The organism is Streptomyces sp. NPDC002788 (genome assembly GCF_053592115.1).
This window is the reverse complement of the sequence record NZ_JBSFVB010000008.1, coordinates 109820-136817: the sequence shown is the minus strand read 5'-3', so window position 1 is coordinate 136817 and position 26998 is coordinate 109820. Positions and strand designations below refer to the sequence as shown.

30 protein-coding genes and 1 pseudogene are annotated in these 26998 nt (G+C 72.4%); 20 read left to right on the top strand and 11 right to left on the bottom strand.

The features are described 5' to 3' along the window. The first annotated feature begins 6 nt into the window (after positions 1-6). The 3 genes from ACWD1U_RS16960 to ACWD1U_RS16950 all read left to right on the top strand — a co-directional run bounded on the left by ACWD1U_RS16960 (position 7) and on the right by ACWD1U_RS16950 (position 2095). On the top strand, positions 7-945 hold the full coding sequence (locus ACWD1U_RS16960; protein ID WP_451108211.1) for a PAC2 family protein: 939 nt from the start codon (positions 7-9) through the stop codon (positions 943-945). A 107-nt stretch (positions 946-1052) separates the two neighbouring features. After that, a complete protein-coding gene (coaE, locus tag ACWD1U_RS16955; protein ID WP_451108210.1) occupies positions 1053-1664 on the top strand; it encodes a dephospho-CoA kinase in 612 nt (203 codons plus the stop codon). A 50-nt stretch (positions 1665-1714) separates the two neighbouring features. Next, positions 1715-2095 carry a tetratricopeptide repeat protein gene (locus ACWD1U_RS16950; RefSeq protein WP_451108208.1) on the top strand — a complete coding sequence of 127 codons (381 nt, stop codon included), beginning with the start codon at positions 1715-1717 and terminating at the stop codon, positions 2093-2095. 14 nt (positions 2096-2109) lie between these two features. On the opposite strand, the gene ACWD1U_RS16945 is transcribed toward ACWD1U_RS16950, so the two are convergent. Then, the gene (locus ACWD1U_RS16945; RefSeq protein WP_451108206.1) at positions 2110-2373 is read right to left on the bottom strand and encodes a DUF6343 family protein; all 264 of its coding nucleotides are present in this window, start codon (positions 2371-2373) and stop codon (positions 2110-2112) included. Between the two features lie 159 nt (positions 2374-2532). On the opposite strand from ACWD1U_RS16945, the gene ACWD1U_RS16940 reads away from it, so the two are divergent. The 3 genes from ACWD1U_RS16940 (at position 2533) to ACWD1U_RS16930 (ending at position 4872) form a co-directional block, all read left to right on the top strand. Then, entirely contained in the window at positions 2533-3234 is a 702-nt protein-coding gene (locus ACWD1U_RS16940; protein ID WP_451108205.1) for a class I SAM-dependent methyltransferase, read from the top strand. Continuing rightward, a complete protein-coding gene (locus tag ACWD1U_RS16935) occupies positions 3227-4288 on the top strand; it encodes a protein kinase family protein (protein WP_451108203.1) in 1062 nt (353 codons plus the stop codon). Before ACWD1U_RS16940 ends, ACWD1U_RS16935 begins: the two co-directional genes overlap by 8 nt. A gap of 119 nt (positions 4289-4407) precedes the next feature. After that, positions 4408-4872: a DoxX family protein gene (locus ACWD1U_RS16930; RefSeq protein ID WP_451108201.1), complete on the top strand. Its 465-nt coding sequence runs from the start codon at positions 4408-4410 to the stop codon at positions 4870-4872. 140 nt (positions 4873-5012) lie between these two features. Here the strand turns inward: ACWD1U_RS16930 and ACWD1U_RS16925 are convergent, their stop codons facing one another. Beyond that, positions 5013-5684, bottom strand: a complete 672-nt coding sequence (locus ACWD1U_RS16925) for an RNA-binding S4 domain-containing protein (RefSeq protein ID WP_451108200.1) — start codon at positions 5682-5684, stop codon at positions 5013-5015. 219 nt (positions 5685-5903) lie between these two features. Between ACWD1U_RS16925 and ACWD1U_RS16920 the strand changes: the two genes are divergently transcribed. The 3 genes from ACWD1U_RS16920 (at position 5904) to ACWD1U_RS16910 (ending at position 8802) form a co-directional block, all read left to right on the top strand. Next, on the top strand, positions 5904-6626 hold the full coding sequence (locus tag ACWD1U_RS16920; RefSeq protein WP_451108198.1) for an ArsR/SmtB family transcription factor: 723 nt from the start codon (positions 5904-5906) through the stop codon (positions 6624-6626). Next, complete coding sequence (locus ACWD1U_RS16915; protein ID WP_451108196.1) at positions 6623-7996, top strand: MFS transporter; 1374 nt, start codon at positions 6623-6625, stop codon at positions 7994-7996. The genes ACWD1U_RS16920 and ACWD1U_RS16915 overlap by 4 nt, the downstream gene beginning before the upstream one ends. Positions 7997-8088: 92 nt before the next feature. Continuing rightward, a complete protein-coding gene (locus ACWD1U_RS16910; RefSeq protein WP_451108194.1) occupies positions 8089-8802 on the top strand; it encodes a uracil-DNA glycosylase in 714 nt (237 codons plus the stop codon). Here ACWD1U_RS16910 and ACWD1U_RS16905 read toward each other — a convergent pair. Continuing rightward, complete coding sequence (locus ACWD1U_RS16905; protein ID WP_451108192.1) at positions 8799-9452, bottom strand: GntR family transcriptional regulator; 654 nt, start codon at positions 9450-9452, stop codon at positions 8799-8801. The two genes, ACWD1U_RS16910 and ACWD1U_RS16905, sit on opposite strands and share 4 nt — an antisense overlap. A gap of 168 nt (positions 9453-9620) precedes the next feature. Between ACWD1U_RS16905 and ACWD1U_RS16900 the strand changes: the two genes are divergently transcribed. Both ACWD1U_RS16900 and ACWD1U_RS16895 read left to right on the top strand, forming a co-directional pair. Then, the gene (locus tag ACWD1U_RS16900; RefSeq protein ID WP_451108190.1) at positions 9621-11072 is read left to right on the top strand and encodes an NCS1 family nucleobase:cation symporter-1; all 1452 of its coding nucleotides are present in this window, start codon (positions 9621-9623) and stop codon (positions 11070-11072) included. A 5-nt stretch (positions 11073-11077) separates the two neighbouring features. Continuing rightward, complete coding sequence (locus ACWD1U_RS16895; RefSeq protein WP_451108188.1) at positions 11078-11800, top strand: aspartate/glutamate racemase family protein; 723 nt, start codon at positions 11078-11080, stop codon at positions 11798-11800. A gap of 1 nt (position 11801) precedes the next feature. Here the strand turns inward: ACWD1U_RS16895 and ACWD1U_RS16890 are convergent, their stop codons facing one another. Further along, on the bottom strand, positions 11802-12407 hold the full coding sequence (locus ACWD1U_RS16890; RefSeq protein WP_451108187.1) for a gamma carbonic anhydrase family protein: 606 nt from the start codon (positions 12405-12407) through the stop codon (positions 11802-11804). Continuing rightward, a complete protein-coding gene (locus ACWD1U_RS16885) occupies positions 12401-12826 on the bottom strand; it encodes a RidA family protein (protein ID WP_451108185.1) in 426 nt (141 codons plus the stop codon). Before ACWD1U_RS16885 ends, ACWD1U_RS16890 begins: the two co-directional genes overlap by 7 nt. A gap of 107 nt (positions 12827-12933) precedes the next feature. Between ACWD1U_RS16885 and ACWD1U_RS16880 the strand changes: the two genes are divergently transcribed. The 5 genes and pseudogenes from ACWD1U_RS16880 to ACWD1U_RS16860 all read left to right on the top strand — a co-directional run bounded on the left by ACWD1U_RS16880 (position 12934) and on the right by ACWD1U_RS16860 (position 17135). Further along, positions 12934-13746, top strand: a complete 813-nt coding sequence (locus ACWD1U_RS16880; RefSeq protein WP_451108183.1) for a nucleotidyltransferase domain-containing protein — start codon at positions 12934-12936, stop codon at positions 13744-13746. A 462-nt stretch (positions 13747-14208) separates the two neighbouring features. Further along, positions 14209-14331 carry a hypothetical protein gene (locus ACWD1U_RS16875; RefSeq protein WP_451108181.1) on the top strand — a complete coding sequence of 41 codons (123 nt, stop codon included), beginning with the start codon at positions 14209-14211 and terminating at the stop codon, positions 14329-14331. Between the two features lie 219 nt (positions 14332-14550). Then, entirely contained in the window at positions 14551-16524 is a 1974-nt protein-coding gene (locus tag ACWD1U_RS16870) for an FUSC family protein (protein WP_451108179.1), read from the top strand. 17 nt (positions 16525-16541) lie between these two features. Beyond that, positions 16542-16797, top strand: a pseudogene (locus ACWD1U_RS16865) (DUF899 family protein); the annotation flags it as partial. 155 nt (positions 16798-16952) lie between these two features. Beyond that, on the top strand, positions 16953-17135 hold the full coding sequence (locus ACWD1U_RS16860) for a hypothetical protein (RefSeq protein WP_306967875.1): 183 nt from the start codon (positions 16953-16955) through the stop codon (positions 17133-17135). Between the two features lie 9 nt (positions 17136-17144). Here ACWD1U_RS16860 and ACWD1U_RS16855 read toward each other — a convergent pair whose 3' ends face one another. From ACWD1U_RS16855 to ACWD1U_RS16845, 3 genes are all read right to left on the bottom strand, one after another. Further along, positions 17145-19142, bottom strand: coding sequence for an ABC transporter ATP-binding protein (locus tag ACWD1U_RS16855; protein WP_451108177.1), 1998 nt, complete (start codon positions 19140-19142; stop codon positions 17145-17147). Positions 19143-19299: 157 nt separating this feature from the next. Continuing rightward, positions 19300-19734: a hypothetical protein gene (locus ACWD1U_RS16850; protein ID WP_451108175.1), complete on the bottom strand. Its 435-nt coding sequence runs from the start codon at positions 19732-19734 to the stop codon at positions 19300-19302. Next, positions 19731-20498, bottom strand: coding sequence for an ATP-binding protein (locus ACWD1U_RS16845; protein ID WP_451108173.1), 768 nt, complete (start codon positions 20496-20498; stop codon positions 19731-19733). The genes ACWD1U_RS16850 and ACWD1U_RS16845 overlap by 4 nt, the downstream gene beginning before the upstream one ends. Positions 20499-20735: 237 nt before the next feature. Here ACWD1U_RS16845 and ACWD1U_RS16840 point away from each other — a divergent pair, with 237 nt between their 5' ends. From ACWD1U_RS16840 to ACWD1U_RS16830, 3 genes are all read left to right on the top strand, one after another. After that, positions 20736-21596, top strand: a complete 861-nt coding sequence (locus ACWD1U_RS16840; RefSeq protein ID WP_451108171.1) for a helix-turn-helix domain-containing protein — start codon at positions 20736-20738, stop codon at positions 21594-21596. Continuing rightward, the gene (locus ACWD1U_RS16835; RefSeq protein WP_030246665.1) at positions 21596-21850 is read left to right on the top strand and encodes a DUF397 domain-containing protein; all 255 of its coding nucleotides are present in this window, start codon (positions 21596-21598) and stop codon (positions 21848-21850) included. Before ACWD1U_RS16840 ends, ACWD1U_RS16835 begins: the two co-directional genes overlap by 1 nt. A 105-nt stretch (positions 21851-21955) precedes the next feature. Continuing rightward, positions 21956-22768 carry an SAM-dependent methyltransferase gene (locus tag ACWD1U_RS16830; protein WP_451108169.1) on the top strand — a complete coding sequence of 271 codons (813 nt, stop codon included), beginning with the start codon at positions 21956-21958 and terminating at the stop codon, positions 22766-22768. A 22-nt stretch (positions 22769-22790) separates the two neighbouring features. Here ACWD1U_RS16830 and pdxR read toward each other — a convergent pair whose 3' ends face one another. Next, complete coding sequence (pdxR, locus tag ACWD1U_RS16825) at positions 22791-24200, bottom strand: MocR-like pyridoxine biosynthesis transcription factor PdxR (protein ID WP_451108167.1); 1410 nt, start codon at positions 24198-24200, stop codon at positions 22791-22793. Positions 24201-24247: 47 nt separating this feature from the next. Between pdxR and ACWD1U_RS16820 the strand changes: the two genes are divergently transcribed. Then, positions 24248-24733, top strand: a complete 486-nt coding sequence (locus ACWD1U_RS16820; RefSeq protein WP_451108165.1) for a carboxymuconolactone decarboxylase family protein — start codon at positions 24248-24250, stop codon at positions 24731-24733. Between the two features lie 24 nt (positions 24734-24757). On the opposite strand, the gene ACWD1U_RS16815 is transcribed toward ACWD1U_RS16820, so the two are convergent. Both ACWD1U_RS16815 and ACWD1U_RS16810 read right to left on the bottom strand, forming a co-directional pair. After that, the gene (locus ACWD1U_RS16815) at positions 24758-26248 is read right to left on the bottom strand and encodes a glutamate synthase subunit beta (protein WP_451108163.1); all 1491 of its coding nucleotides are present in this window, start codon (positions 26246-26248) and stop codon (positions 24758-24760) included. Positions 26249-26352: 104 nt separating this feature from the next. Further along, positions 26353-26832, bottom strand: coding sequence for an anthrone oxygenase family protein (locus ACWD1U_RS16810; RefSeq protein ID WP_451108161.1), 480 nt, complete (start codon positions 26830-26832; stop codon positions 26353-26355). Positions 26833-26998: the final 166 nt, after the last annotated feature.

Here is a 26998-nt window from a genome sequence, read left to right as displayed (position 1 = left end):
GTCACTGTGCTTGATCCGCAGGGTTTGTACGCATGGGAGCCGAAGGGGCTGGCCGTCGTCGACATGGCGCTCGCCCAGGACTCGGCCGGACTTGTCATGCTCTACCACTTCGACGGATACATCGACGCGGGCGAGACGGGCGACCAGATCGTCGACCGGCTGCTCGACTCGCTGCCCCACCAGGTCGTCGCCCGCTTCGACCACGACCGGCTCGTGGACTACCGCGCCCGCCGCCCGCTGCTGACGTTCAAGCGCGACCGCTGGAGCGACTACGAGGACCCCGCCCTCGAGGTGCGGCTCGTGCAGGACGCCACCGGCGCGCCCTTCCTGCTGCTGTCGGGCCCCGAGCCGGACGTGGAGTGGGAGCGCTTCGCCGCCGCCGTGCGGCAGATTGTGGAGCGGCTCGGCGTCCGCCTGTCCGTGAACTTCCACGGCATCCCCATGGGCGTCCCGCACACCCGGCCCGTCGGCCTCACCCCGCACGGCAACCGCACCGATCTCGTCCCGGGCCACCGCAGCCCCTTCGAGGAGGCGCAGGTGCCCGGCAGCGCCGAATCCCTCGTCGAGTACCGCCTGCTCCAGGCCGGCCACGACGTCCTCGGCGTAGCCGCCCACGTCCCGCACTACATCGCCCGCTCGCCGTACCCGGACGCGGCCCTGACGGTGCTGGAGACCATCACCGCGGCGACCGGCCTGGTCCTGCCCGGCATCGCCCACGCCCTGCGCTCGGACGCCCACCGCACCCAGACGGAGATCGACCGGCAGATCCGCGAAGGCGACGAGGACCTCACCGCGCTCGTCGAGGGCCTTGAGCACCAGTACGACGCCGTCGCCGGCGCGGAGACCCGCGGCAACATGCTCGCCGAGCCGGTGGACATCCCCTCGGCCGACGAGATCGGCCGCGAGTTCGAAAAGTTCCTGGCGGAAAGGGAGGGCGACAACTGACTCCCGGGCCGCAGCGCCACTCCCAGGGGCGCGCGGAACTGAGCCACCAGCTCGCGCCAGCCGAACCCTCCCTGCGGCCCCCGCGCGGAGCGTCTAGGCTGCGGCTCATGCTGAAGGTGGGCCTGACCGGCGGCATCGGTGCCGGCAAGAGTGAGGTGTCACGGCTGCTCGTCGAGTGCGGAGCCGTGCTGATCGACGCGGACCGCATCGCGCGGGAGGTCGTCGCGCCGGGGACACCGGGTCTCGCGGCGGTCGTCGACGCTTTCGGCGATGAGGTCCTCGCCGCCGACGGCAGCCTCGACCGGCCCCGGCTCGGCTCCATCGTCTTCGCCGACGCCGACCGGCTCGCCACCCTCAACTCCATCGTGCACCCCCTGGTGGGCGCACGCTCCCGTGAGCTGGAGGAAGCCGCGGCCGAGGACGCGGTCGTCATCCACGACGTTCCGCTGCTCACGGAGAACGGCCTGGCGCCGCTGTACGACCTCGTGATCGTCGTCGACGCGTCCACCGACACCCAGCTCGACCGGCTCGTACGGCTGCGCGGCATGGCTAAGGACGACGCTCGCGCGCGGATGGCCGCCCAGGCCACACGCGAGGAACGCCGCGCGATCGCGGACATCGTGATCGACAACGACGTGCCGCTGGCGCAGCTGGAGCAGCGTGTGAAGGATGTGTGGGCCGAGCTGGTGCGCAGGTCCCAGGCGCCCCGTCAGGAATAGCTGCGTCCCCAGGGGGCGTTGAACCCTTCCAGTGAGGGAAGGACTCTGCCGTGCCCGAGACCAGCGGTTCCACCGGACGTACCCCGGAGACCCACGTCATCGATTTCCGTGCCGCTGAGCAGCTGCTCGCGGCGCGGGACCCGCGGGGCGCGGTGAAGCTGCTCGACGGAGTCATCGCCGCGCACCCGGAGAACACCGCCGCGCGGCTGCTGCGCGCCCGTGCCTTCTTCGCGGCGGCGCAGCTGAGGCCGGCGGAGCTCGAGTTCTCGATCGTCCTGGAGCGCGAGCCGGACAACGCGTTCGCGCACTTCGCGCTCGCCCGCACCTATGAGCGGCAGGGCCGTCCTGAGCAGGCGAAACGCCACTTCCGCCTGGCGGCAGCGCTGGACCCGAACCCGGAATTCCTGAAAGCGGCGCACTTCGACTCGTGAGCGGCCCGGCTGGTTCAGGGGCGGCCGTCCGGCGGCTGGTAGGGCGGGATGTCGGGGCCTGGCTGGTAGTGCGGGCCCTGACGGATGTGCCTGAGGACGACGGCCAGGTCGATCGTCACGACCAGCAGCAGCACTCCGCAGGCGATGGCCCAGCCCGTCCTCCCCGCGAGCGCGAACGCCACCGTCCCCACGAGCGCCCAGATCAGCCCCCACACACTCAGCCAGAAGCGCGCCCGCAGGGCACTGCGCGCAGTCCTCGGTTCACTGCCTGTACGCATCGCGATCACCACTCCTGTCTGCAAGTTACTCCGCGCCGCGGGTGCTGACCAGCAGGGGAGCCGAAACCGTGAAGAGCGTCGTTCACTCGGCCGGGTGAAGGCTGCGGGGACGGGAACGGGCGTGCGGAGGCGGCCCGTTGGACGGGCATGGAGCTGAAAATGCGTGAGGGGTATGAGGGGACGGGGCCCGGGGCGATCACTCCGGACGGCTGCGCGGTGGAGCTGTACTCAAGGCTGCCCGTCGGGGACGAACCGGAGATCATCGCCGCGGCCGTGCCCGAGGGTGCGCGCATCCTGGAGCTGGGCAGCGGAGTCGGCCGGATGACGCATGCGCTCCTGGAGCGCGGGTTCACCGTCACGGCGGTGGACGAGTCCCCCGAGATGCTGGAGCGCGTGCGCGGGGCGCGGACGATATGCAGCCCGATCGAGGACCTGGACCTGCGCGAGACGTTCGACGTGGTGCTGCTCGCGTCGGTCGTTCCTCGTGCAGACGGGGGCGCCGAGGTGCGGCGGGGCCTGCTGCGCACCTGCGCGCGCCATGTCGCGGAGGGCGGCTGCGTGCTGATCCAGCGGGAGGGCGAGGACTACCACGCGAACGTGCCGCGCGAGCGCGTGGACCCCGGCGGCTTCACCGTACGGATCGTGTCCTCGGAGCCGGTCGGCGACGGGGTCAACTCGGTGCGCGCGCAGTACGAGTTCCCCGACGCGGTCTGGACCCGGACGTTCCGGGCGCGGCCGCTGAGCAGGGAGCAGTTCGAGGCGGGGCTGGGGGAGGCGGGGCTGGGGGTGGACCGCTATTTGACGGAGGATCGGACCTGGGTGAGGGCGGTGCCGGCGATCCAGGCGGCCGGGGGTGCGTGAGAGGCAGCCCGGGCAAGTGGAGGCCGGGCGGCTGAGCGACTACGACACGGTCTCGACATCCCTGGCGCTGCGCAGGGACGCCGAACTGCGCGAACTGGTGGACTCGGCTGTCGCGTCGGGTACGGGCATCGGAGGGAAGTCGGCTCGGCTGGACGTGCTCGGCACACCCGTATTCGTGAAGCGGGTACCGCTGACCGACCTGGAGCGGCGGCCCGAGCACCTCCGGTCCACGGCCAACCTCTTCAACCTGCCCATGTGCTGCCAGTACGGCATCGGCGGGCCCGGGTTCGGGGCATGGCGGGAGACCGCCGTCCACACCATGACCACCAACTGGGTGCTCTCCGGGCAGTTCCGGGGCTTTCCACTGATGTACCACTGGCGGGTACTGCCCGACGAGCCGCCCACCCTGACGGAGGAACTCGCCGATGTGGACAAGGCCGTGGCCTACTGGGGAGGGAGCGCGGAGGTACGGCGGCGTATCGAGGCACTGCAGCGGTCCTCGGCGAGCGTCGCGCTGTTTCTGGAGTACGTCCCCCAGACCCTGCACGCGTGGCTCACGACGCGGGTGCGAGCCGGTGGCGAGGCGCTCGACCGTGCGTGCTCCCTGGTCGAGAGGCAACTGGCGGCCTGCACGGCCTTCATGAGCAGCCGGGGGCTGCTCCACTTCGACGCCCACTTCGAGAACATCCTCACCGACGGACGCCGTCTGTACTTCGCCGACTACGGCCTCGCGCTGTCCGCCCGCTTCGACCTCACCCCCGCCGAGACCGACTTCTACGACCGGCACCGCGCCTACGACCGCTGCTACACGACCGGCTACCTCGTGAACTGGCTGGTCACCGCCCTGTACGACGACACTTGGGAGGAACGAACAGAACGGATCCGGGCATGGGCCGATGGCCGTCGGCCTACCGGGGTGCCGCCCGGAACGGCGGACCTCCTCACCCGCAACGCTCCGGTCGCGGCCGTGATGACGGACTTCTACCGCAGCATTCAAAGCGAGAGCAGGACGACCCCGTACCCAGGGGAACGACTCCGGCAGCTGTGCCCGTGAGGTGGGCGGCGCCGAGCAGGTGAGCGGCTGGGATTCCGCCCGGGCGGCGATGAGTTCTGCGGCGAGCGGCGGTCCACCCCTGCGTCACCACCACGGACCGCTTGCCCCAGGAGACCTTCATGTCCGAGACCGCCGCTTCCGTCAGCGCCGCCTCCTCCGCCCGGGCCGGCGTCGTCATCGCCGAGTCCGCGACAGCACCCGGGCGGCGAGCCCGGGTCGCGCTGCGTGGTCTGCAGGTGCTGCTCGCCCTCTTCTACGCGATCGCGAGTGCCCTGCCCAAGCTGATCGGGCACGGGTCGGCCGCCGAGCCCTTCGACGAGCTCGGGTGGGGCAGCGCGGGGATGTACACGATCGGCGCGCTCGAACTGGCGGGAGCGGTCGCCCTGTTGCTCCCGGTGCTCCAGTCGGTGGCGGCGATGGCGCTGAGCGCGTTGATGGTGGGCGCGTTCGTCGTGCAGACAGCCGTCTTCGCCGGGGAGTACGCGGCGACACCGCTGATCCTGATCGCGCCGCTCGCCCTCATCGCGTGGGCGCGGCGGGGGCACAACGCGGATCTGATGCGGCTGCTGCGGCGACGGGCCTGAGAGTGTCGTGTGCCACACCGGTGGCGTCCAAGAGAGCCGTGGGCTCGTCCCGGGCGCCGACGCGCGGGGCAGGGGCGGGCAAGTGAGCGGGGCCGTTGTCCTGTCCGGCGGCCCTCGCCCTGTCCGTCGGGGCAGCCCGCTCAGGGCTTCGGTCTGCGCGGGCCGCTGCCGAAGCCACCGCGGGGGTCGGGACCCGCACCTGGACTTGGAGCGGCCAGTCCCCGCAGGCGTTCCAGCTCGCGGCGGTCCCGCTTGGTCGGGCGCCCTGTGCCGCGGTCGCGGATGCCGGCGGGGGCGACGGCCTCACGGGGTGGGGGCGGCGGGGAGTTGTCGACGTAGCACTGGGCGGCCACGGGGGCGCCGACCCGCTTGCGGATCAGCCGGGTGACGACGACGATCCGCTCCCGGCCCTCCTGCCGCAGGCGTACCTCGTCGCCTACGCGCACGGCGTGGGCGGGCTTCACACGCTCGCCGTTGACGCGCACGTGCCCGCCCCGGCAGGCGGTGGCACCCATGGAGCGGGTCTTGACGAGTCGTACGGCCCAGATCCAGCTGTCGACGCGGACCGTCTGCCCGCTCTGCGGACCGGCGGCCTCGGCGGCGGCGATGGCCGCGGCGACCTTCGGGTCCAGGTTCTTCGCCTCGCCGGGCCGGGAGGTGCCGGGGGCCTCGGCGTTCGGGGAGGTGGTGCCGGTGGGTGACGGGTGCGTGGACGGTGTGTCCGTGGGCGATGGGCGCCCGGACGCCGTGTCCTCGGAGACCGCGTCTGCGGTGCCGTTCGTCCTGTCGTACTCCGCACCTCGAGAAGCCATGTCTTTGACCTTAGTCCTCCGCATCGCCCGGCCGTGCGGGGATTTCGGTGGCGGCACGGCCTGGAGGACCGTCGCCGTGCCGAGGGCGGGGACGCCCGCGCGCCCGCATGCCCGCACGTCGTCACCTCCTCACACCCGTGCAACACGTCACCCGCCAATTCCCCAAATAATTTTTGCAAAAAGTCTTTGCTTAATGGGGCGGCGGCCTACTCTCCCCGCATGGAGAGCGACGAGCACAAACGGGTACTCGACCCCGAGCACGACACCGCCGCCCTGAAGGCCCTCACCCACCCCCTGCGGATCCGGTTGCTCGGGCTGCTGCGGCAGGACGGGCCCGCGACGGCGAGTGAGCTGGCAGCGCGGACGGGGGAGTCGTCGGCGTCGGCCAGTTACCACCTGCGGGTGCTGGCGAAGTACCGGTTCATCACCGAGGCCGAGCACCGGGACGGGCGGGAGCGACGCTGGCGGGCGCTGCACACCGTGACGTCCTGGAGCAACGAATCGATGGAGTCCTCCGCGGCGGGGCGTGCGTTCGTCGGACTGGCGCGGCGGCGGCAGATCGAGCACCTGGAGGCGTCCCTCGCCCGGTACGAGGCGGATTTGGCCGCGGGGCGGTTGGGCCAGGAGTGGGTGGAGCCGTCCGGGATCAGTGACCTCATGCCCCGGCTGACGGCCGAGTCGCTCACCGAACTCTGGGCCACCATCGCCGGGAAGCTGGAGGAACTGACCGCCCGGGACGCGGACGACCCGCGTGCCGAGCACGTCGTGCTCCTCACCGCCGGACTGCCGCTCGCCTCGCACCAACGTGACGACGACGACCGTGACGAGGACGACCGTGAGGACCTCGGCGGCGACAACGCCGACGGTCACGACTTCGGCGGTCACGACCCCGGCCACGGCGGCTCCGGCCATGGCGACCCCGGCCGTGCGGCCGACTCATGACCGGCCTCGGCACCGAGACGACCGAATCGCCCGGGTTACGGACCGCTCGCCGTCGTTACGTCACCGTCTGCGCGCTCCTCTGGCTGCCGCCCGGCCTGGGCATGGCCTCGATGGTGCTGCTGCTCAGCGAGCGCGGCATGTCCCTGGCCGCGGTCGCGGGGCTGTTCGCCGCCCACTCCCTGACCGTGGCCGCGCTGGAGCTGCCCACCGGCGGGCTCTCCGACGTCCTCGGGCGCAGGCCGGTCCTGGCCCTGGCCGGCGCGCTCAACGTGGTCGCCTGCGGCCTGGTCGGCCTCGGCACAACCGCCTGGGTGCTCACCGCCGGCATGGTGCTCATGGGCGTGGCCCGGGCGCTGGCCAGCGGCACCGCCGAGGCGTGGTACGTCGACACCGCCCAGGAGTGCTCCGGCCCGGACGCCGAGCTGCGTACGGGCTTGGCGCGGGGCGGCTCCGCGACCTCCGCCGCGCTCGCGGCGGGCATTCTGCTCGGCGGCGCGGTGCCCTGGCTGCTCGGTCTGGGGCCGGACCTCGGCACCCGGCTGAGCGAGGCGACGTCCGGGGCTGTGCTGCCCCTGTCCGTTCCCATGCTGCTCGGAGCCGCGGTCAGGATCGTCTTCGTCTGCTACGTGCTGGCCGTGCTGCGGGAGCCGCCTCGCCCGCCGTCCACCCCGCGTTCCGTGCTGCGTGGCGTCCCGCTCACCGTCCTGGACGGACTCCGGCTGGGTGGACGGGACGCGCTGGTCCGCCGGGTCCTGCTCAGCGCCGCGGCCGCCGGAAGTGCCCTGGCGGTGATCGAACTGCTCGTACCGGGCCGTACCGTCGAGCTGACCGGGGCGCCCGGCTCCGGGGCGATGGTGTACGCCGCACTCTCCTGCGCGGGTTTCGTCTGCAACGGTGTCGGCAGCCACCTCGCGCCGTTGACCGCCCGGCTCGCGGGCAGCGGCGAGCGGGCCGTGCTGGTCGGTCTCGGGACCGGGGCGATCGGCCTGCTGCTGCTCGGCGTCAGCCCGACCTCCGCACACCCGATGGCCGTGGCCTGCGCGGTCGTCGGCTACGGCCTGGTCTACCTGGGTCTCGGCGCGGCGTCCCCGAACGAGAACGAGCTGCTGCACCGCCGCGTCCCCAGCGCGGGCCGCGCCACCGCCTTGTCCGTCCAGTCCCTCGCTCAGCAACTGGTCGGCGCGCTCACCGGATTGGCCGTCGGGGTGCTGCGGCCGGGACCGCTGCCCTGGCTGCTGACGGGTGCCGTACTGCTCGCCGGTGCCCTGCTGTGGCTCCGTCGCGGCGACGAACGGGCCGCGCAGGCCACCGCCGTCGGAACCCGGCGCACCGGCGCACCCCGGTCCGGCCCCCGAGATTTCGCCCCATGACGACCGGGCCCCGGAGGTCGCCCCATGACGACCGGGCCCCCAAGATCTGGCCCCGTGACGACCACGCTCCCACCTGCGCCTACGGTGGAGTGATGGACACCAGCGGTCTTTCTGTCCTCGACCGGCGCATCGCGGACTGCCGGGCCTGCCCCCGGTTGGTCTCCTGGCGCGAGGAGGCGGCCCGTGTGAAGCGAGCCGCCTTCGCGGACTGGACGTACTGGGGGCGGCCGGTGCCCGGGTTCGGCCCGGCGGACGCGCGGCTGCTGATCGTGGGGCTCGCCCCCGCCGCGCACGGCGGCAACCGCACCGGCCGGATGTTCACCGGTGACCGCTCGGGGGATGTCCTGTACGAGGCGCTCCACGACGTCGGCCTCGCCTCCCAGCCGACCGCCCTGCACGCCCACGACGGGCTGGAGCTCTACGGCGTGCGCGTCACCTCGCCGGTGCACTGCGCCCCTCCCGCCAACAAGCCCACCCCCGAGGAGCGGGACACCTGCCGCCCCTGGCTCGTGCGGGAACTGCGGCTGCTGCGCCCGACGCTGCGGGCCGTCGTCGTGCTCGGCGCCTTCGGCTGGCAGGCCGCGCTGCCCGCGTTCGCCGAGGCGGGCTGGTCCGTGCCCAGGCCGCGCCCCGCCTTCGCCCACGGGGCCCGGACCCCCCTCGACGGTCTGGAGCTCTTCGGCTGCTATCACGTCAGCCAGCGCAACACCTTCACCGGCCGCCTCACCCCGGCCATGCTGCGCGACGTCCTGCGGACGGCCGCGCGGGCGGCGGAACTGCCGGTGGCCGGCGCCGAAGAGGCCTAGGGGGCCTCCTCGCCGAACAGATGCCGCACCGTGGAGCGGTAGTTGGTCCGTACGTGCGTCAACGCGTGCGCGCGGGCGCGTTCCGGGTCGCCCGAGGCGATCGCCTCGTACAGCTCGCGGTGCTCCACGAGCAGCTGCGGCCACTCCTCGTTGCGCCGGGTCATCCAGCGCAGCCGGCCGGCGACCGGCTCCAGGGCCTCGGTGAGCAGGCTGTTGCCCGCCATCGCCATGATGCGGTCGTGCAGCAGGCTGTTGACGTCGGTGATCGTCTCGGCGTCCCCGGCCTCGGTGGCGGCGGCCGCGCGGTCGAGGAGTTCCCGCACCTCGGCCAGATCCTCCGGGGTGGCGCGGGACGCGGCGAGGCCGGCGGCGTAGACCTCCAGGGCCTCGCGCAGTTCGAACAGTTCCTTGACGTCGTTCGGGGTGAGGCGGCGCACGACCGTGCGGCGGGGAGTCTCGAAGTGGACGAAACCCTCGGCGACGAGGGCCCGGATCGCCTCCCTGACCGGCATGCGCGAGACGCCGAAACGCTCCGCCAGCTCGCGTTCGACCAGGCGGTCGCCCGGGCGGAGGCTGCCCGCGATGATCTCCTGGCGCAGATCGGCCGTGACGCGTTCGCGTACCGCTCCGAGGGGTTCGATCTTCGTCATGAGGCCCATCTTCGTCGACGCGAGGCGTCTTTTACGGAGCGTTAACAAGAGCGACATCGGTCAGAACGGTTGACGGGGAGACCATGAGCGCACTTTGGTATACCAAACCCCCTGCTGAGCAGTGCCCACCGAGCAGTCCTCCGCCGTCCCCTCGCTCATGGAGGCCCCGTGTCACTCGCCGACCGTGCCGCAGCCACCGGCACCCCAGCGTTCGTCCCCGATCCCCGGCTCACCAACGAAGACCTCGCGCCCGCCGAGAAGCGCAACTGGAAGGTCTTCGACCTCTTCGCCATGTGGATGTCCGACGTCCACAACCTCGGCAACTACACGTTCGCCGCCGGACTGCTCTTCCTCGGCATGAACGTCTGGCAGATCTTCACGTCCCTGCTCGTCGGGTTCGTGATCATCTACATCGGCATGAACTGGATGGGGAAGATCGGGCAGCGCCACGGCGTCCCCTTCCCGGTCGTCAGCCGGATCGCCTTCGGCGTCTGGGGCGCCAACATCCCGGCGCTGATCAGGGCCGTGATCGCCATCATGTGGTACGGCATCCAGACCTACCTGGCCTCCGTCGCCGTCAACGTGATGCTGCTCGCGGCCTGGCCGGGCCTGGAGTCGTGGACGCACAACTCGTTCCTCGGGCTGGACGCGCTCGGCTGGGTCTCCTTCATCGCGCTGTGGCTGGTGCAGGCGGCGATCATCAGCCGGGGCATGGAGTCGGTCCGCAAGTTCCAGGACTTCTGCGGCCCGGCGATCTGGCTCGTGATGATCGCGTTGGCCGTGTGGATCCTCGCCAAGGCCGGCTGGACGATCTCGCTCACCTCCACTCCGCACCCGGTCTCCGTCGGCGAGCAGTGGCGCCAGTGGTTCGGCGCGATCGGCCTGGTCCTCGCCACGTACGGCACTCTGATGCTCAACTTCTGCGACTTCTCCCGCTTCGCGCCCGACTACAAGTCCGTCAAGCGCGGCAACTTCTGGGGCCTGCCCGTCAACTCCACGGCCTTCGTGATCGTGTCGGTCATCGTCACCGCGGGCGCCTTCGAGGTGTTCGGCAAGGAGATCACCGACCCCGCCTACCTCGTCGCCGAGATCGGCAACACCTGGGTCCTGGTGGTCGGTGCGCTGACCTTCGCCATCGCCACCATGGGCGTCAACATCGTCGCCAACTTCGTCTCCCCGGCGTACGACCTCGCCAACGTCTGGCCGCAGAAGATCACCTTCAAGGTCGGCGGCATGATCAGCACGGTCGCGGCCCTGCTGGTCACCCCCTGGAACCTCTTCTCCAACCCCACGGTCGTGAACTACTTCCTCGGCGGCCTCGGCGCCTTCCTCGGCCCGCTGTTCGGCGTGATCATGGTCGACTACTACTGGGTCAAGCGCGGCCGCGTGAACGTCGACGAACTGTTCGACGCCACGCCCGGCTCCCGCTACCACTACCGCCGGGGCTTCAACCCGAAGGCGCTGTGGGCGTTCCTGCCGGCGGCGGGTGTCGCGGCGGTGCTCGCGCTGGTGAAGACCTTCAGCGACGTGGCCCCCTACTCCTGGTTCATCGGCACGGCGATCGCGGCCGGCCTGTACGCGGCGCTGTGCCGCCCCGAGCGCGCCACCGCGGAGGTCTGAGAGACGTGCGGATCGTCGTCACCAACTGCAACACCACGCAGGAGATGACCGAGGAGATCGTGCGAGGTGCCCGGGCCGCCGCAGGCCCGGGCACCACCGTGACCGGACTGACCCCCGCCTGGGGGCCCGAGTCCGCGGAGGGCTGGCTCGACAGCTACCTGTCCGCCGCGGCGGTCCTGGACACGCTGCGGACCTACGGCGGGCCGCCGTACGACGCCGTGGTCATGGCAGGTTTCGGGGAGCACGGACGGGAGGGCGTACGGGAACTGTTGGACGTACCGGTCGTCGACATCACCGAGGCCGCGGCACACCTCGCCTGCCTGCTGGGCCGCCGCTACGGCGTCGTCACCACGCTGGAGCGCTCCCGCGGCCAGATCGAGGACAGCCTGGAGACGGCGGGCGTGGCCCGCAACTGCGCGGCCGTCGTCGGAACGGGCCTGAACGTGCTCGACCTCGGCGACGACGAGCGCACGGAGACGGCGTTCCTGGCCGCCGCCGAGCGGGCGTGCGCGGCCGGAGCGGAGGTCCTGGTGCTGGGCTGTGCGGGTATGACCGGCTTGCAGCGGGCGGTCGGGGACAAGCTGGGCCTGCCGGTCGTCGACGGGGTCGCGGCGGCGGTCAAACTGGCGGAGTCGCTGGTGGCGCTGGGCCTGACGACCAGCCGGGCCGGGAGCTACGCAGCGCCGCTGCCGAAACGGAGGGTGTGGGCAGGGCCCGAACGGCGGTAGGTCACGACGGGCCGTCGAGTGCGACGTCGTCGCGATGGGCCCCGTAGAGCCCGACCTGCCGGGCCATGATCTCCCGCATGGAGGTGCCGCGCGGCATGCCGTACACCGTGCCGGGAAAGTCCAGCGCCTCCTGGATCTGCCACAGTTCGTCGTGCTCCCCGGGTGCGAAGAGCTTGGCCCGGGGCGCTCCCGCCGCGATCCAGCCGATGGGCAGGACCGTGCCGGGCGGCAGCACCGAGTTGACGTGCAGCACGCTGTGGATCCGCAGCTCCGCGCCGGCGCCCGCGACAGCACCCGGGAAGACGCAGGCGCCGGTCGCCATGAAGACCTCGTCCTTGAGCGTCCCCCCGTTGACATGGGCGTGCGGGCCGACCAGCACGGCGTCACCGATCACGGCGGGGTGCTCGGCACGCCCCCGCACCAGCGCGTTCTCCATGACCACGACGTCGGAGCCGACCCGCACCTCCCCGTCCTCGGCGGTGAGCACGGCCCCGTGCAGCACCCGGCTGCGCTCGCCGAGGACGACGGCCCCGCACAGGACGGCCGTCGGAGCGACGTACGCGGACTCGGGGACGGCGGGACGCCGCCCGCGGTGCTCGATCAGCATGGGTGCTTCTCCTGGGGCTGCTCGGGGACGACGGCCGTGGCCGTAATCTCCACCAGCTGGCCCGGGTACCCGAGGCACGCCACGCCGATCAGCGTCGACGAGTGTGGGCCGGTACTGAGACCGGACGCCTCGACGACCTCCCAGACGGCGGACAGCACCGCGCTCTCGCCGCTCACGACGTACACGTCGGTCGCCACGACGTGCCCCAGGTCGCTCCCCACGGCGTCCAGTTGCTCCCGCAGATTGGCGATCACCTGCTCGGCCTGCCGCACGGGGTCCCCGGGGCCGACGAGCTCACCGTCGGCATCCAGCGGCACGGCCCCGGCGAGGAAGGCCAGTTTCGTGCCGGCCTCGACGACGGACGCGTGAGCATAGGTGGGCGGCGGGAAGAGGCCGGGGACGGTGACGCGCTGGATCACGGGGTCTTCCGATCTGTGGGCTGCGACTGGGCAACCCACCGATCATGCGAGGTCCCGGAACCGGACGCACCCGTATTTTCGCTTCACGGCAGCCGGGCGATCCTCCTATGCTTCCCTGGACCCCGCCTGCCCAGGAGTCCGCCGTGCCCACCGTCCCGGACCACACCTTCCTCGGCACCACCGCCGACCGCCTCGCCGCCCTCCCGGCCGTGGAAGCCGTCACCCTCGGCGGCTCCCGGGCCCGGGGCACGGAACGACCCGACAGCGACTGGGACCTGGCGGTCTACTACCGCGGCGCCTTCGACCCGGCCGATCTTCGCGCGGTCGGCTGGGAGGGCGAGGTCTGCGAGATCGGCGCCTGGGGCGGCGGCGTCTTCAACGGAGGCGCCTGGCTGACGATCGATGGCCGGAGAGTGGACGTCCACTACCGCGATCTGGATGTGGTGGCACACGAGTTGGCCGAGGCGGAGCAGGGCCGCTTCCGCGTGGAGCCGCTGATGTTCCACCTGGCGGGCATTCCGACGTACCTTCTCGTCGCCGAACTCGCGATCAACAAGGTGCTGCGGGGCGGACTGCCGCGTCCGGCCGCCTATCCGCCGGCACTGCGCGCAAGCGCCCCGGCGCACTGGCACGGCATGGCCGCGGCCACACTCGCCTACGCCGGGGCCGGCCACGCCCCCAAGGGCGCCGTCACCCAGGTCGCGGGCGCGATCGCCCTCGCCGCGACACAGACGGCGCACGCCGTGCTGGCGGCGCGCGGGGAGTGGGTCACCAACGAGAAGGGGCTCGTCGAGCGGGCCGGGCTGGGCGAGATCGACGTGCTGGCACAAAATCTGACGGAGAGTCCGGAATCGCTCAGACGGTCGGTCGCCGCGGCCGAGACGGTCCTCGCGCGGGCCGTGGAGGCGGCCCGCCGGTGACGGAGGCGTCAGTCGGGTCGGTCTCCCGCCGGATGTGCCAGGTGCCCGGCGGCTGGGGCAGTCGGCAGTCCGCCTCGGGTGCCGGGTTCCTCTTGGTGAGGTCGAGGAGGCCGGGGGGAGCGGGTGTCGATGTCGGCTTTTCGAAGGTGCGCCATTCGGCTGTTGCCTCTGTCGACCTGTCGGATCAGGCCGGCTTCCCGCAGGATGCGGACATGATGGGGTCGGTCCGGCGCCGGCGTGCGGTCGCTGTTCGCCGGGGCCGTGGTGCCTCTCGCTCTCTTCACCACCGTCGAGAAGCGCCGCGACCGCCCCATGTCGACCTGAGCGTGCGGGGCAACCGCCGCCATCTCGCCCTGTGCCTCGTCCCGGTCACCGCGTCCTCCGGCTTCGTGACGATGCGACCTACCCGCCGAGCTACCTGACGACGGGAGCGGCTACGGCAGCGGCACGGCCGGGCTGATCATGGTCCTGCTCACCCTGCCGGTCTTCGCATGCCCGATGCTCGCCGCCAAGCTGGTCGCCCGCGGTGTGTCCGCGCTCACGCTGATCTACGTCAGCCTCGGCTGCCTCGTGGGGGCCGCCTGACCCGGCTGCAGGGCACGGCCGGGATCCCTGGAAGACCGGGGCCGGTCCTCCGGTTCCTGGTGCCTGATTGCGTTCATAAAGAACCCGGCGTTCCCGCAGTCCGACACGTTCCGGAAACCTTTCCTCAAGGAACCCCGCCTACCGTGGACATCCACACCCCGCCCCGGCCACCGTCGCCCGAAGGCTCACCCCTGCCCTCGACGAGTCGACAGGAGCCCCGTGGCCCGCCGCATCGCCCCGCATCTTCCGCCCTGGCTCGCGCACGCCCTGCGCGCTCAGCGGGGCCCCGTGCCGTGGAGTGCGGTGACGCGCGGAGCCCTGTCCGCCGGGCCGCTGCTGCTCGTGGCCGTGGAGACAGGTCTCACCTCCCTCGGCGTCGTCGCCGCCATCGCCGCCATGCTCGCCGGGATCAACGACCGGCCCGGGAGCCGGCGGGTCTCGGTCAAGCGGATCGGGGTGCCCGCGCTGGCCGGCGCGCTGGGTCTGGTGGTCGGGACGTACACGGGGCAGGGGACCGGGGCGGTCGTGCTGACCGTCGTCCTCACCCTCGTCGGGCTCGTCGCCGGGGCGATCAGCGCAGTGGGGCCCGTCGCCTCCGCCGCCGGGACGCAGCTGCTCGTAGGCGCGGCGGTCGGGGCCGGGATGCCCCTGCCGGAGCCCGGGTGGGAACGTGCGCTCGCCTTCCTCGCCGGGGCCGGGTGGCTGCTCCTGCTGCGGCTCGCGCTGCCGACGCCCGGTTCCCTGGGCGGCGACTTCCGCTTCGACGGGGAGCGTGCGGCCGTCGCCGGCGTGTACGACGCCATCGCCGAGCTCCTCGACGCCGTCGGCGGGCCGGAAGCCATCCGCCGCCGGGCCGCGCTCACCGCCGCCCTCGACCATGCCCAGGACGCCCTTGCCGGGCCCCGGCTGCGGCGGTACGCCTCCTCCTCCGCCGAGCGGCGGCTGCACGCGCAGTACGCCGCCGCACTGCCCCTCGCCGAGGCCGCCACCGCGCTCGCCTGGGCCGGAGACGCCGTCGCCGCACGCGCCTCCGAAGGACCCCGGCGGCTCGCCGCCGCCGTACGCGGCAACACCCACACCGGGCCCCTGCCCGCGCCCTCCCGCTCGGCGCCCGCCCTGCGGGCCCTCGACGACGCCCTGCTGCACGCCGCCGAGGTCTTCGACCAGGGCCGGGGCGGGGACCTGCACACCCGGCCCCGTACCGCCGGGGCCCGGCTGCGCGCCGCCTTCGGCAGCGCCGGACGCGAGTACGGGCTGCGCGTCGCCCTCTGCTTCGGGGCCAGTTCGGCGGTCGCCCAGGCGCTGCACCGGACGCAGTGGTACGGGCAGCACGAGCACTGGTACTGGCTGCCCGCCACCGCCGTCTTCCTCGTCAAGCCCGACCTGGGGCCGCTGGTCTCACGCGTGCTCAACCGGGCAGCCGGGACCGTGCTCGGTGCTCTCCTCTTCGCCGCACTCGCCGCCGTCCTGCCCCGGCCCGAGGGGCTCATCGCGCTCGTCGCCCTCAGCGGAGCGCTCATACCCGTCGCCACCCGGCACTTCGCCGCCCAGACCGCCGTGGTCACCGTCCTCGTCCTCGCCCTGGTCATGGTCGGCGGCGAGCCGCAGGCCTCCGCCGGACGCATCGGCGAGACGCTGCTGGCCTGCGCGATCGTGCTGATCGTCGGGCACCTGCCGATGCCCGGACAGCGCGGCGGGGGCGTGCGCGCCCGGCTCGCGGCGGCGAGCGAGGCCGCGCACGCCTACCTCACCCACGTCCTCGACGAGGCCGACGCCCCGCGCATCGGGGACTCCGGCATCCCTTCCGCCCACCGCGCCACGAACGCGCCTTCGGACCACCGAGCCACCAGCGCGCCCTCGGGCCATGGAGCCACCGGCGCGCCACCCGACCACCGCGCCACCCGCTGGACCCTGCGCCGGGAGGCCTACCGAACACTCGCGGAGGCTCGGTCGGCCATCTCCCTCGCCGCTCACGAACTGCCCGCCCTCGCCCGGCACACCGAGGGCGCGGACGAGGTGGCCGACCTCCTCGAGCGCCTCGTCGACACCACCACCGCCTGCGCCGTGCACCTCGACGACACGGGCCGGATCTCCCCTCGCCACCGGGAACGCCTCGCCGCCGCCCTCGCCGAACTGGCGGGGCGGGAGGAGCGGGTGGGGCTGCGAACGCCCCGGACGCCCCTCGCCGGTTAGCGCTCTCCGGGAGGGTCGAGGGCTCAGCCGCCGACCGTCCACCACTTCGTGTTCGCGCCCGAGTGGGCACGCGGGCTGCCGCAGCTGCTCCGGCATTCCACACGTACTCGACGTAGGAGCGCGGCCTCGACGGCCTCGGCTCGACCACCAGCCTGCTCGACCTCACCGCACTGGGCCGACGGGAAGGTGGAGGAGCCCAGGGGGCGCGCGTGGGCTTGTGGGGCGCCTGCGGGAAGTGAGCGCATCGAGTGCCACGAGGAGTACGACGACTGACACGCAAAGTGAGGAAATCAGCCAAGCGGCTGAGAGTTTGCTCACACTTGACGGTGAACGCGTGTCAACTACGTCTCAGAACCATCACTTCGTGAGCCGTTCACCCCATCGTTGGCGTTTAACTCTACGAGTACAGCGCTACATGGAGGTGCGGGGTGAACGGGCGAACGGTGCTCGAGCGCTTTCCCGCCGGTGGGCCGCGTGGCTCCTGGCCGGCGGAGGAGTTCGCGCAGGCGCGGCGTCTGGAGGGCCTGCCTGCCGAGGTCGTGATGGATCTCGCCACGGACATGTTCCTGGTGATCGTGCGCAGCGGGGACGGCGCCGACGCCGCCGCCTGACGCGCGCCCTCAGCCCGCCTTCGGCGCCGGCACCTTCGTGACCGGCGCGCCCGTCGTGGCCGACGGGGAGAACTGTTCTGCCTGGAGCGCGTACAGCTCGGCGTAGAGCCCGCCGGTCGCCAGCAGCTCGTCCGGCGTCCCGGACTCCACGAGCCGCCCCTGGTCCAGGACGTGCACCAGGTCCGCGTGGCGTACGGACGCCAGCCGGTGCGTGATCAGTACGACCGTCTGGCCGCTGTCGGCCAGGGCGCGGATCCGCTCGAAGACCTCCAGCTCGGCCCGGGCGTCCAGGGCAGCCGTCGGTTCGTCCACGATCAGGATGCGGCCCCTGCGGTAGGCGGCCCGGGCGATGCCCAGCCGCTGCCACTGACCGCCCGACAGCTCGTGCCCGCCGCTGAAGTTGCGGGCCAGTAGCGTGTCCAGCCCGCGCGGCAGGTCCGCGACCACCGGCTCCGCTCCGGCCTCGGCGATCGACGCGGCCAGCCGGTCTTCGCACACGGGCGCCGAGGTACGCCCGAGGGCGACGTTCACCCGGGCCGTGAACGGCCAGCGCTTGAAGTCCTGCGCCACCATCGCGATCCGCTCGGCCAGCCGGTGCCGGTCGGCGGTGGCCGCGTCCACGTCGTCCCACAGGATCCGGCCCCGTTCCGGCGTGTAGAGCCCGGCGAGCAGTTTGACCAGGGTCGTCTTGCCGGAGCCGTTCTCGCCGACCAGCGCGACGATCCGGCCGAGAGGGAGGGTGAGGGTGACGTCGTCGAGAGCGGGCCGGGCGGAGTCGCCCGGATAGCGGAACGTGACGTTCTCGAAGCGGATCTCGCGCGGGTCCTCCGGCAGGGCACGGCCGCCCATCGGGATCGCCCGCTGCGCCGCCTCCGTGTACAGCCGGTGCAGGTCGCCGACGAAGAGGGCCTCCTCGTGCAGTGCGTTGACCTCGACCACGAGCGTGTCGAGGCTCTGCGAGCCGGTGCGGATCGCGATCACCGCCGTACCGGCCACGGACAGGGCCATCGCCCCGGCCAGCAGCAGCCCGCCGAGGGTGGCGTACGTCGCGACCGTCGCCAGGCCCGTCCAGGCCGCCGCGATCAGGCCGGTGCGGGCGGCGAGCCGGGCGAGGCGGGCCTGCTCGGCCTCGGCCGTCTCCGACATCGCGCGGAAGTGCCGCAGCAGGAAGGAACCCACTCCGTGCACCCGGATCTCGGGGGCCGCCTCGGGCTCGATGAGCAGGTTGCCGATCAGCCGGCCCGCGCGGGCGTGCTGCACCCAGGCGTGGAAGGACTCATAGCGTCGCCGGGCGACGGTCAGCGCGCTCCAGGCGCTCGGCAGGGTCATCGTGACCAGCAGCGGCAGCAGGGCCGGGTGCAGCACGGTCAGCACGCCGGCCGCCGCGACCAGCGAGATCATCGCGTTGATCACACGTGTGCCGTAGGAGATCATCCGCCGGGCGGAGGCGGCGCCGTACTGGGCGGTGTCCAGCAGCTTGTGGAAGGCGTGGTCCTCGATCGCGGCCAGCTCCACGGCGGCCGCCCGCTCCAGGTACTGCTCGGTCGCGACCCGCTCCACCTTCGGCTCCAGCCGGCCGGTGGCGTACGTGCTCGCGGCCCGGAGCAGGGCCGCCAGCAGCATCACTACGGCCACCGTGACCAGCGCCGGGACGGCTCCGCGCAGCCGTTCCTCGATGGGGCCGCCGCCCATCAGCCGGGCCAGCACGCTGTTCACCGCGAGCAGGCTCACCGCCTGCGCCACGCCCCGGCCCGCCTCTGCGGCCAGGACGATCCGGGCGGCGCCCCGGTCGGCCTGCCGGGCGAGCCGGAGGCTGGACGCCAGCAGGGACGGCAGCCGCCTGATCATGGCCCGGAAGTTCAGTTCCAGGAACGCGTCGGCGTGCTGGTTCCAGCCCATGTCGTAGCGCAGCGGCCCGCCGAAGAGCAGCCACTCCGACTCGGAAACCTCCGGCGCGGTCCGCTTCTTCGCCACCGTCGACCGACCTCCCCCTCGTGGCCCGCTCATGGATGAACGGTCACTATCGCGGGGCGGAACCCGCCCGGGCAGGGCGCAGTCCGGGGCGCCGGAGGCGCGCGGGCGCACGACCCGGCCGGGGGAGGCGCGGGGCGGCGCGGGGTGCGGGGACGGGGCTGGTCGGGGGCGTGCCCGGGGTCGGTCGCTCCTACGCGCTGACCGACCGCGACCACGACGGCGCCGTGCCCGTCACGCGGCACAGCGTCAGGTACAGCGGTATCGGCGGGGTGTACGGAAGCGAGCCGTCCGGGCGGTGGATCAGGCCGGGGAGCTCCGGGGCGTCCGGGACGATCGCACCGGTGGCGTAGTGCGCGGGGGCCGGCCACTCCAAGGCGTGGTCGGAGTCGGACGGCACCAGCCACCACCAGTGCGTCTCGTCGGCGTAGATGCAGCCCACACGGGGCAGGCGGGGCATGATCAAGGGGCCGAGGCGGGCGGGCATCGCGACCGCGTCGCAGCCGAGCGGGGCGGTCATGCCCTCGGGAACGGGCAGCCGCAGCGTCGGGGTCGGAGTGCGCAGCCCGCGGCGGAGGCGCACCAGGCTGTCCAGGTTCAGCACCCGGCCACCGTGCGCGGGACTCATGCCGGCCCCCGCTCCGTGCGACGTTCCTGCGACGGCACCTCCGGGGCGCGGTGCGTGTGGCGCGTGGCGTGGGCCGCGGTGCCGTCCCCGCCGCCCGAGTCGTCGGCGGAGCCCCGCTTGGGGCGGGTTCCCCAGCCCAGGTCGTTGCGGGGTTCGCCCCGGACCGGGGCGGCGCGGTGGTGGTCCGGTCCGTCCCGGCCCGGTTCGTCCCGGACGCGGTTCTCGCCGTGGCCTTTCCAGCCCAGGTCGTTCCACGTCTCGGCCGGGTCGCGCGGAGTGTCCGCCTTGCGCGGCAGCTCGGCCCAGACCAGTAGTCCTGGGCCGTGCTCGTGCGCGCCCCAGGCGTGACAGAGGGCGTCGACGAGGAGCAGTCCCCTCCCGTGCTCGTCCTCGGGCCGCGTCCGGCCGGCGGCGTCGGGCTGACCCGGGGCGCAGCCCTCGTCACGCACGGCTATCCGCACCAGATCCTCGCCGTCGTGCAGCTCGCACACGATGTGGGTGCTCGCCGTGTGCACGATGGCGTTGGTGACCAGCTCGGAGACCACCAGGGCCGCGCTGTCGCACGTGTCCTCGCAGACCGACCAGCCGGTCAGCCGGGCCCGCGTCAGACGTCGGGCCTGGGCGGGAGAACCCGGATGCGCGGCCAGCTCGAAACGGAACCGGCGCTCGGCAGCGGCCCCGAGGGAGGCTGCTCCGGCACCGAGGCCGGGAAGGCCTTCGGCGGCGTCTGTTCCTAAGGGCGCGGACGGAATCACGCTTGCCACTATCGCCCCGCCGTGAACACTTGGCAAGCGTCACTCTGAAAAATGCAGAGTGCTGTGTGACGGTCTGGAAGGCCGTGGCACACTGCTCGCAACAGCACCTCGCGCGGCGCCAGTTGAGACCATCGAAGATCCGTTCGAAATGCGTTCGGAGTAGCTCTTCGAAGGGTCTTCGAATGGCGCCGCCGGGCTGTCAGCGTACTTTTGTGGCCGGCTCGTCAGAAATCGTGGAGGTGGGGCGTGAGCGAACCGCGGTCCGCGCCGACGGTCGGCCAGGTCGTCCTCGGCAGGCGCCTGTTGGACCTGCGCGAACGAGCCGGAATGAAGCGCGAGGAGGCCGCCCGCATCCTCCGCGTCGCCCCCGCCACGGTCCGCCGCATGGAGATGGCCGAGGTCGCGCTCAAGATCCCGTATCTGCAACTGCTCCTGAAGGCCTACGGAATCTCCGACGCGGAGGCCGACGCCTTCGTCCGACTGGCCGAGGAAGCCAACAAACCCGGCTGGTGGCAGCGTTTCCACGACATCCTGCCCGGCTGGTTCTCGATGTACGTGAGCCTGGAGGGCGCGGCCGACGTCATCCGCAGCTACGAGCCCCATTTCGTCCCCGGGCTGCTCCAGACCGAGGACTACGCGCGCGGAGTGCTCCGCTCGGGAGCCATCGGCCAGACCCGGCCCGAGGACATCGAGCGTCATGTCGCTTTGCGCATGCAGCGCCAGGGCCTGCTCACCCGAGAGGACGCGCCCCGGCTGTGGGTCGTGATGGACGAGACCGTCCTGCGGCGTCCGGTCGGCGGCCCCGAAGTGATGCGTGCCCAGATCGACCGACTGATCGAGGCCGCGAAGCTGCCCAACGTGACGCTGCAGATCGCCCAGTTCGCCCGTGGACCGCACCCGGGGACGTACGGGCCGTTCGTGCTGTTCCGATTTGCCATGCCCGAACTGCCGGACATGGTCTACAGCGAGTACCTGACCGGCGCCGTCTATCTGGACGCGCGCGCCGAGGTGGCCACCCATCTCGAGGTCATGGACCGCATGGCGGCGCATGCCGCCACGGCACATCGCACGAAGGAGATCCTCCGGGATCTCCGCAAGGAGCTGTAATGGATCGCATCAAGCCGCGCAAACACGTCTACAACGGCATGCCCGCGCGCGACTTGGGCAGCGAAGGCTGGCACAAGCCATGGAGCGGCGGGAACGGAGGCAACTGCCTGGAGGCGATGAAGCTCGCCGACGGCCGGATCGCCGTCCGTCAGTCCACCGACCCGGACGGTCCGGCGCTGATCTACACCACCGCCGAGATGACGGCCTTCATCGAGGGAGCCAAGGCGGGGGAGGCGGACTTCCTGCTGTCCTGATGTGCTTGTCGTTCCCCCGGCTCGACTTCCTCACGCCGGTACTGCGTCGAAGTGCTGAATCGCTGGTGCTGAATTGACCATTCTCTGTGCCTTATGGAGTGCCTCATGACCGGGCAGGACCCCACGTCGGCCGCGCGGATCGACACCACCCGACCCCATCCCGCGCGAATGTACGACTGGTACCTCGGCGGCAAGGACAACTACCCGGTCGACGAGGACATGGGCCGCCAGATGCTCACCCTCGACCCGAGGGTGCCGGTGATGGCGCGCGTCAACCGCGCGTTCATGCACCGGGCCACACGCTGGCTGGCCCGCAGCGGCGTACGGCAGTTCCTCGACGTCGGCACCGGCATCCCGACCGAGCCCAACCTCCACCAGGTCGCCCAGGAGACCGCGCCCGACGCCCGGGTCGTCTACTGCGACAACGACCCCATCGTGCTGGCCCATGCGGCGGCCCTGCTGCGCGGCACGGACGAAGGCGCGACCGAGTACCTCCAGGCCGACGTGCGCGACCCGGACGCCATCCTGGAGGGCGCGCGAAAGGTGCTGGACTTCACCCGGCCCGTCGCGCTGTCGCTCGTCGCGCTGCTGCACTTCGTCCCCGACGAGGACGGCGCGCACGACCTGGTCGGCCGCCTGCTCGCCGAACTGCCCTCCGGCAGCTACCTGGTGATCACCCACGCGACCTCCGACTTCACCCCGGAGGAGTCGAAGGCGGCCACCGGGAAGCTCCGCGCCGCCGGAGTCACCCTGGCCCTGCGCTCCCGCGCGGAGTTCACCCGCTTCTTCGACGGCCTCGACCTCGTCGAGCCCGGCGTCGAGGTGCCGCACCGCTGGCACCCCGAGCTGGGCGAGCCCGTGCCCGGGCAGGACGACGGGGTGATCCCGGGGTACGGGGCGGTGGCGCGCAAGCCGTAGCTCCACCCGCTTCACGGGCCGGTCACGGCGGCAGTGCACCGCACAGCGCCTCCAGGGCCGGCCCGTAGGCATGCTCGGAGGGCGTCGCGTACCCCACGACGAGACCGTCGCTCACCTCCATGTCCGTCTCCGGGTGCCGGAACGCGGCCAGGCCGTCGAGGGCGATGCCCCGCCATGCGGCGGCCTTGACGGCGGACGCCTCGGTGCCGGGCGGCAGCCGCAGCACCGCGTGCAACCCGGCCGCGACACCGGTGACCTCGATGTGCGGCGCCTGCTCGGCGAGTGCCGCGACGAGCCGGTCCCGGCGGCTCCGGTACCGCTGTCGCATCCGCCGCACGTGCCGGTCGTAGGAGCCCGACGTGATGAAGTCGGCCAGGCTCAGCTGGTCCATGACGCTCGCCCATGCCTCGCGCTCGCCCTTCACGGTCAGTACCGCGTCGACGTACCGCTCCGGCAGCACCATCCAGCCCAGCCGCACCGCCGGCGACAGGCTCTTGCTGACCGAGCCGATGTGGATCACTCGCTCGGGGTCGAGGCCCTGGACGGCGCCGACCGGCTTGCGGTCGTAGCGGAACTCGCCGTCGTAGTCGTCCTCCAGGAGCAGCCCGCCCCGCGCGCGGGCCCAGTCGATCACGGCGGTCCGGCGCGCGGGATGCAGCGGGCCGCCGGTCGGGAACTGGTGCGCCGGCGTGAGCAGCACGGCCCGCTCACGCCCCAACCCGTCCACTCGGGCGCCGTGTTCGTCGAGGTCCAGCGGCACGGTCCGCACCCCGGCCGCGGCCAGGACCTCCCGGTGGAACCCGAGCCCGTACGCCTCCACCGCGAGCGGCCCGCGCAGCACGCCCCCGCCGAACAGCAGCCGCAGCGCATGCGCGAAACCGGAACAGATCACGATCCTGCCGGGCTCGGTCCGCACGCCACGCGCGCGTGCCAGGTACTCCGCCAGTGCCTCCCGCAGTTCGGCCCGGCCGGCGGGGTCGCCGGGGCCGAACACCTCGTTGGGTGCCTGCTGGAGGGCCCGCCGGTAGGAGGCCAGCCAGGTGGTGCGGGGGAACGCCGAGGCGTCCGGGGTGCCCTGCGTCAGGTCGTACCGCGGTCCACGGGCGCGGGGAGGCGCCTTCTTGGGCACGCGAGCGGCGGGCCGCAGCGGTTCGGCCCGCTCCGCGACCCGGGTGCCCGAGCCCTGCCGGGCGGTGAGCCAGCCCTCCGCGACGAGTTCGGCGTACGCGTCGGCCACCGTGTTTCGCGCCACGCCGAGATCGGCGGCGAGCGAGCGGTACGGCGGCAGGCGCGTGCCGGGAGCGAGACGGCCGCTGCGTACGGCCTCCCGCAGGGCGCGGATCAGCGCCGCGCGCCGGCCACCCGGCCCGGTCAGCTCCAGATGCAGGTCCGAACCGATCCGCTCAGCCGAATTGACCCAGGAAGTCGCCATGGAAATGCACCCTACAGTCGGTCTTTCCGGCTCGTAGGTTGAAGGGCATGACGACGGACACGAGCACGAACATCACCCGGACGAAGGCCCCGCGGCTGGAGTTCGCCACGTATGCCCCGAAGGCCTTCCGCGCCCTCATCGCCTTCGACGCCGCCGCCCGTGAGGGTCTCGACCCGGCCCTGGTCGAACTGATCCAGATCCGCTCCTCGCACCTCAACCACTGCGCGTACTGCCTGCACATGCACACCAACGACGCCCGCACGGCCGGCGAGAGCGAGGACCGGCTGCACATGGTCGCCGTGTGGCGCGAGGCCCGCCACTTCTTCACCGAGCGGGAGCAGGCGGCCCTCGCCCTCACGGAGGCGATGACCCTGGTCGCCGACGCCGGGGTCCCCGACGACGTGTACGCCCGGGCCGCCGCGCGGTTCGACGAGCGGGAACTGGCTCAGATCATCGCGCTGATCTGCACGATCAACACCTGGAACCGGGTGGCGCTGTCCACGGGGAAGGTGGCGGGGACGGACGAGCGGTGACATTCCGTCAGCGCCGCGCGGCTGTCACACCGCCATGGGCCGGTCGTACGGTCCGATCGGAGCCGGCAGGACCGAACTGCCCGTCAGATGACGGTCCACGGCCGCCGCCACGGCCCGCCCCTCTGCGATCGCCCAGACGATGAGCGACTGACCCCGGGCGGCGTCCCCCGCGGCGAACACGCCGGGCACGTTCGTGGCGAAACCGGCGTCCCGCGCGATCGTGCCGCGGGGCTCCAGTTCCAGCCCCAGCTGGTCGACGAGTCCGTCCTTCCGGTCGGGGCCGGTGAAGCCGAGGGCGAGCAGCACGAGGTCGGCGGGGAGCGTCCGCCCGGTGCCGTCCACCGGGCGGCGCCGTGGGTCCACCTCGACGAGGTGCAGCGACCGTACGTGACCGTCCTCATCGCCGTCGAAGCGCAGGGTGGAGGCCGCGAACAGCCGGGCGTCCGCGTCCGCGAGCGGGGCCGTCCGCAGGTCACGGGCCTCCTCGTGCGCGGCGGACAGCCGGTAGACCCGCACTGGGTACGTCGGCCAGGGCTCGCAGTCCTCGTCACGCTCCGCGTGCGGCAGCGCGTAGATGTCCAGCTGGGTCACGGACGCGGCGCCCTCCCGTACGGCGGTGCCCAGGCAGTCCGCCCCCGTGTCGCCGCCGCCGACGATGACGACGTGCTTCCCCGCGGCCGACAGCGGGGACGACTCCAGATCGCCCTCGCGCACCCGGTTGGACAGCGGGAGGTACTCCATCGCTTGGTGAACACCCGTCAGCTCCCGGCCCTGAACGGGCAGTTCACGCCATGCCGTCGCGCCCGTGGCGATCACCACGGCGTCGTAGCGGCTCCTCAGCCGGTCGGCCCCGATGTCCCGGCCGACCGCCGTCGACGTACGGAACTTGGTCCCCTCGGCCCGCATCTGCTCCAGCCGCCGCTCCAGATGCTGCTTTTCCATCTTGAACTCGGGGATGCCGTACCGCATCAACCCACCGAGCCGGTCGTCCCTCTCGTACACGGCCACCGTGTGCCCGGCCCGGGTCAGCTGCTGGGCCGCGGCCAGGCCGGTGGGGCCCGATCCGATCACCGCGACCGTCTTGCCGGACAGCCGCTCCGGCGGCCTGGGGGGTGCGAAGCCCTCCGCCCAGGCCCGGTCGGCGATCGCGCACTCCACGTTCTTGATGGTGACGGCCGGCTGGTTGATCGCCAGCACACAGCCCGCCTCGCACGGCGCAGGGCACAAGCGGCCGGTGAACTCGGGGAAGTTGTTCGTCGCGTGCAGCCGGTCGGCCGCCGCCCGCCAGTCCTCCCGCGACACCAGGTCGTTCCACTCCGGGATCAGGTTGCCCAGCGGACAGGCGTCGTGGCAGAAGGGGATGCCGCAGTCCATGCACCGGTCTGCCTGCTTGCTGACGATCGGCAGCAGTGCGCCGGGGACATGGACCTCGTTCCAGTCCCGCACCCGCTCATCGACCGGCCTGCGCGGCCAGTCCTGGCGGGGGGTGGTCAGGAAACCCTTGGGATCGGCCATGGCCGTCTTCCTTGCGTGCGCGTGTGACAGGCCGTGCGTCGTCGGGCGGCACTCCTCCCGCCACGATACGTCCGTGTCCGGCCCGGTGCCCGTCACCGCGTCGGTCAGGTGAGGGCCAGCACGTACGCCAGCGCCGCCCCTGCCGAGGCGACCGTGCGGACGTGGTTCCACATCGTCCACTCGCGCACATACGCGGGCCAGTACGCCGCCGCCTGAGGCGTGCCCGGCTCCAGCTTCGCCAGCGCGTCGTTGCGCGGCACGTTGGCGACCATGGTGAGCCCGAACGTGCCGAACAGGTACAACACGCTGCCCACCAGCAGCTCGACCGTCCCCTCGTCCGGCCACAGCACGAACGTCACCACGGCGATCACCGCGCACAGCACGGCCGATCCCAGGAACACGATCATGAAGGGCGGAGTCACCGCGGCCACGTTGACCGCTCGCATCGCGGCGACCCCCTGCGCGGGCGGCAGCGCCGAGAGTCCCCGCATGACGAAGGTCGAGAAGCCGCAGAACACCCCGGCCACCAGGCCGGTCCCGAGCACACCCAGCACCGTCAGCACGAAGTACGGTCCGCCGATCATGTCCCTCTCCCGCCCGTCCAGCCGGGATCCTGCCCGGCGCCCTTCCTCACCACCAGTGAATCCGTGCGCGAGCCCAGCGACCATGGCCGAGCGGCGCGGGGCCATAAGCGAACGTCCACGGTCGGTCGAACGGCTGTGCCGCCGGCCCGGGGCGCAATCGCCCGGG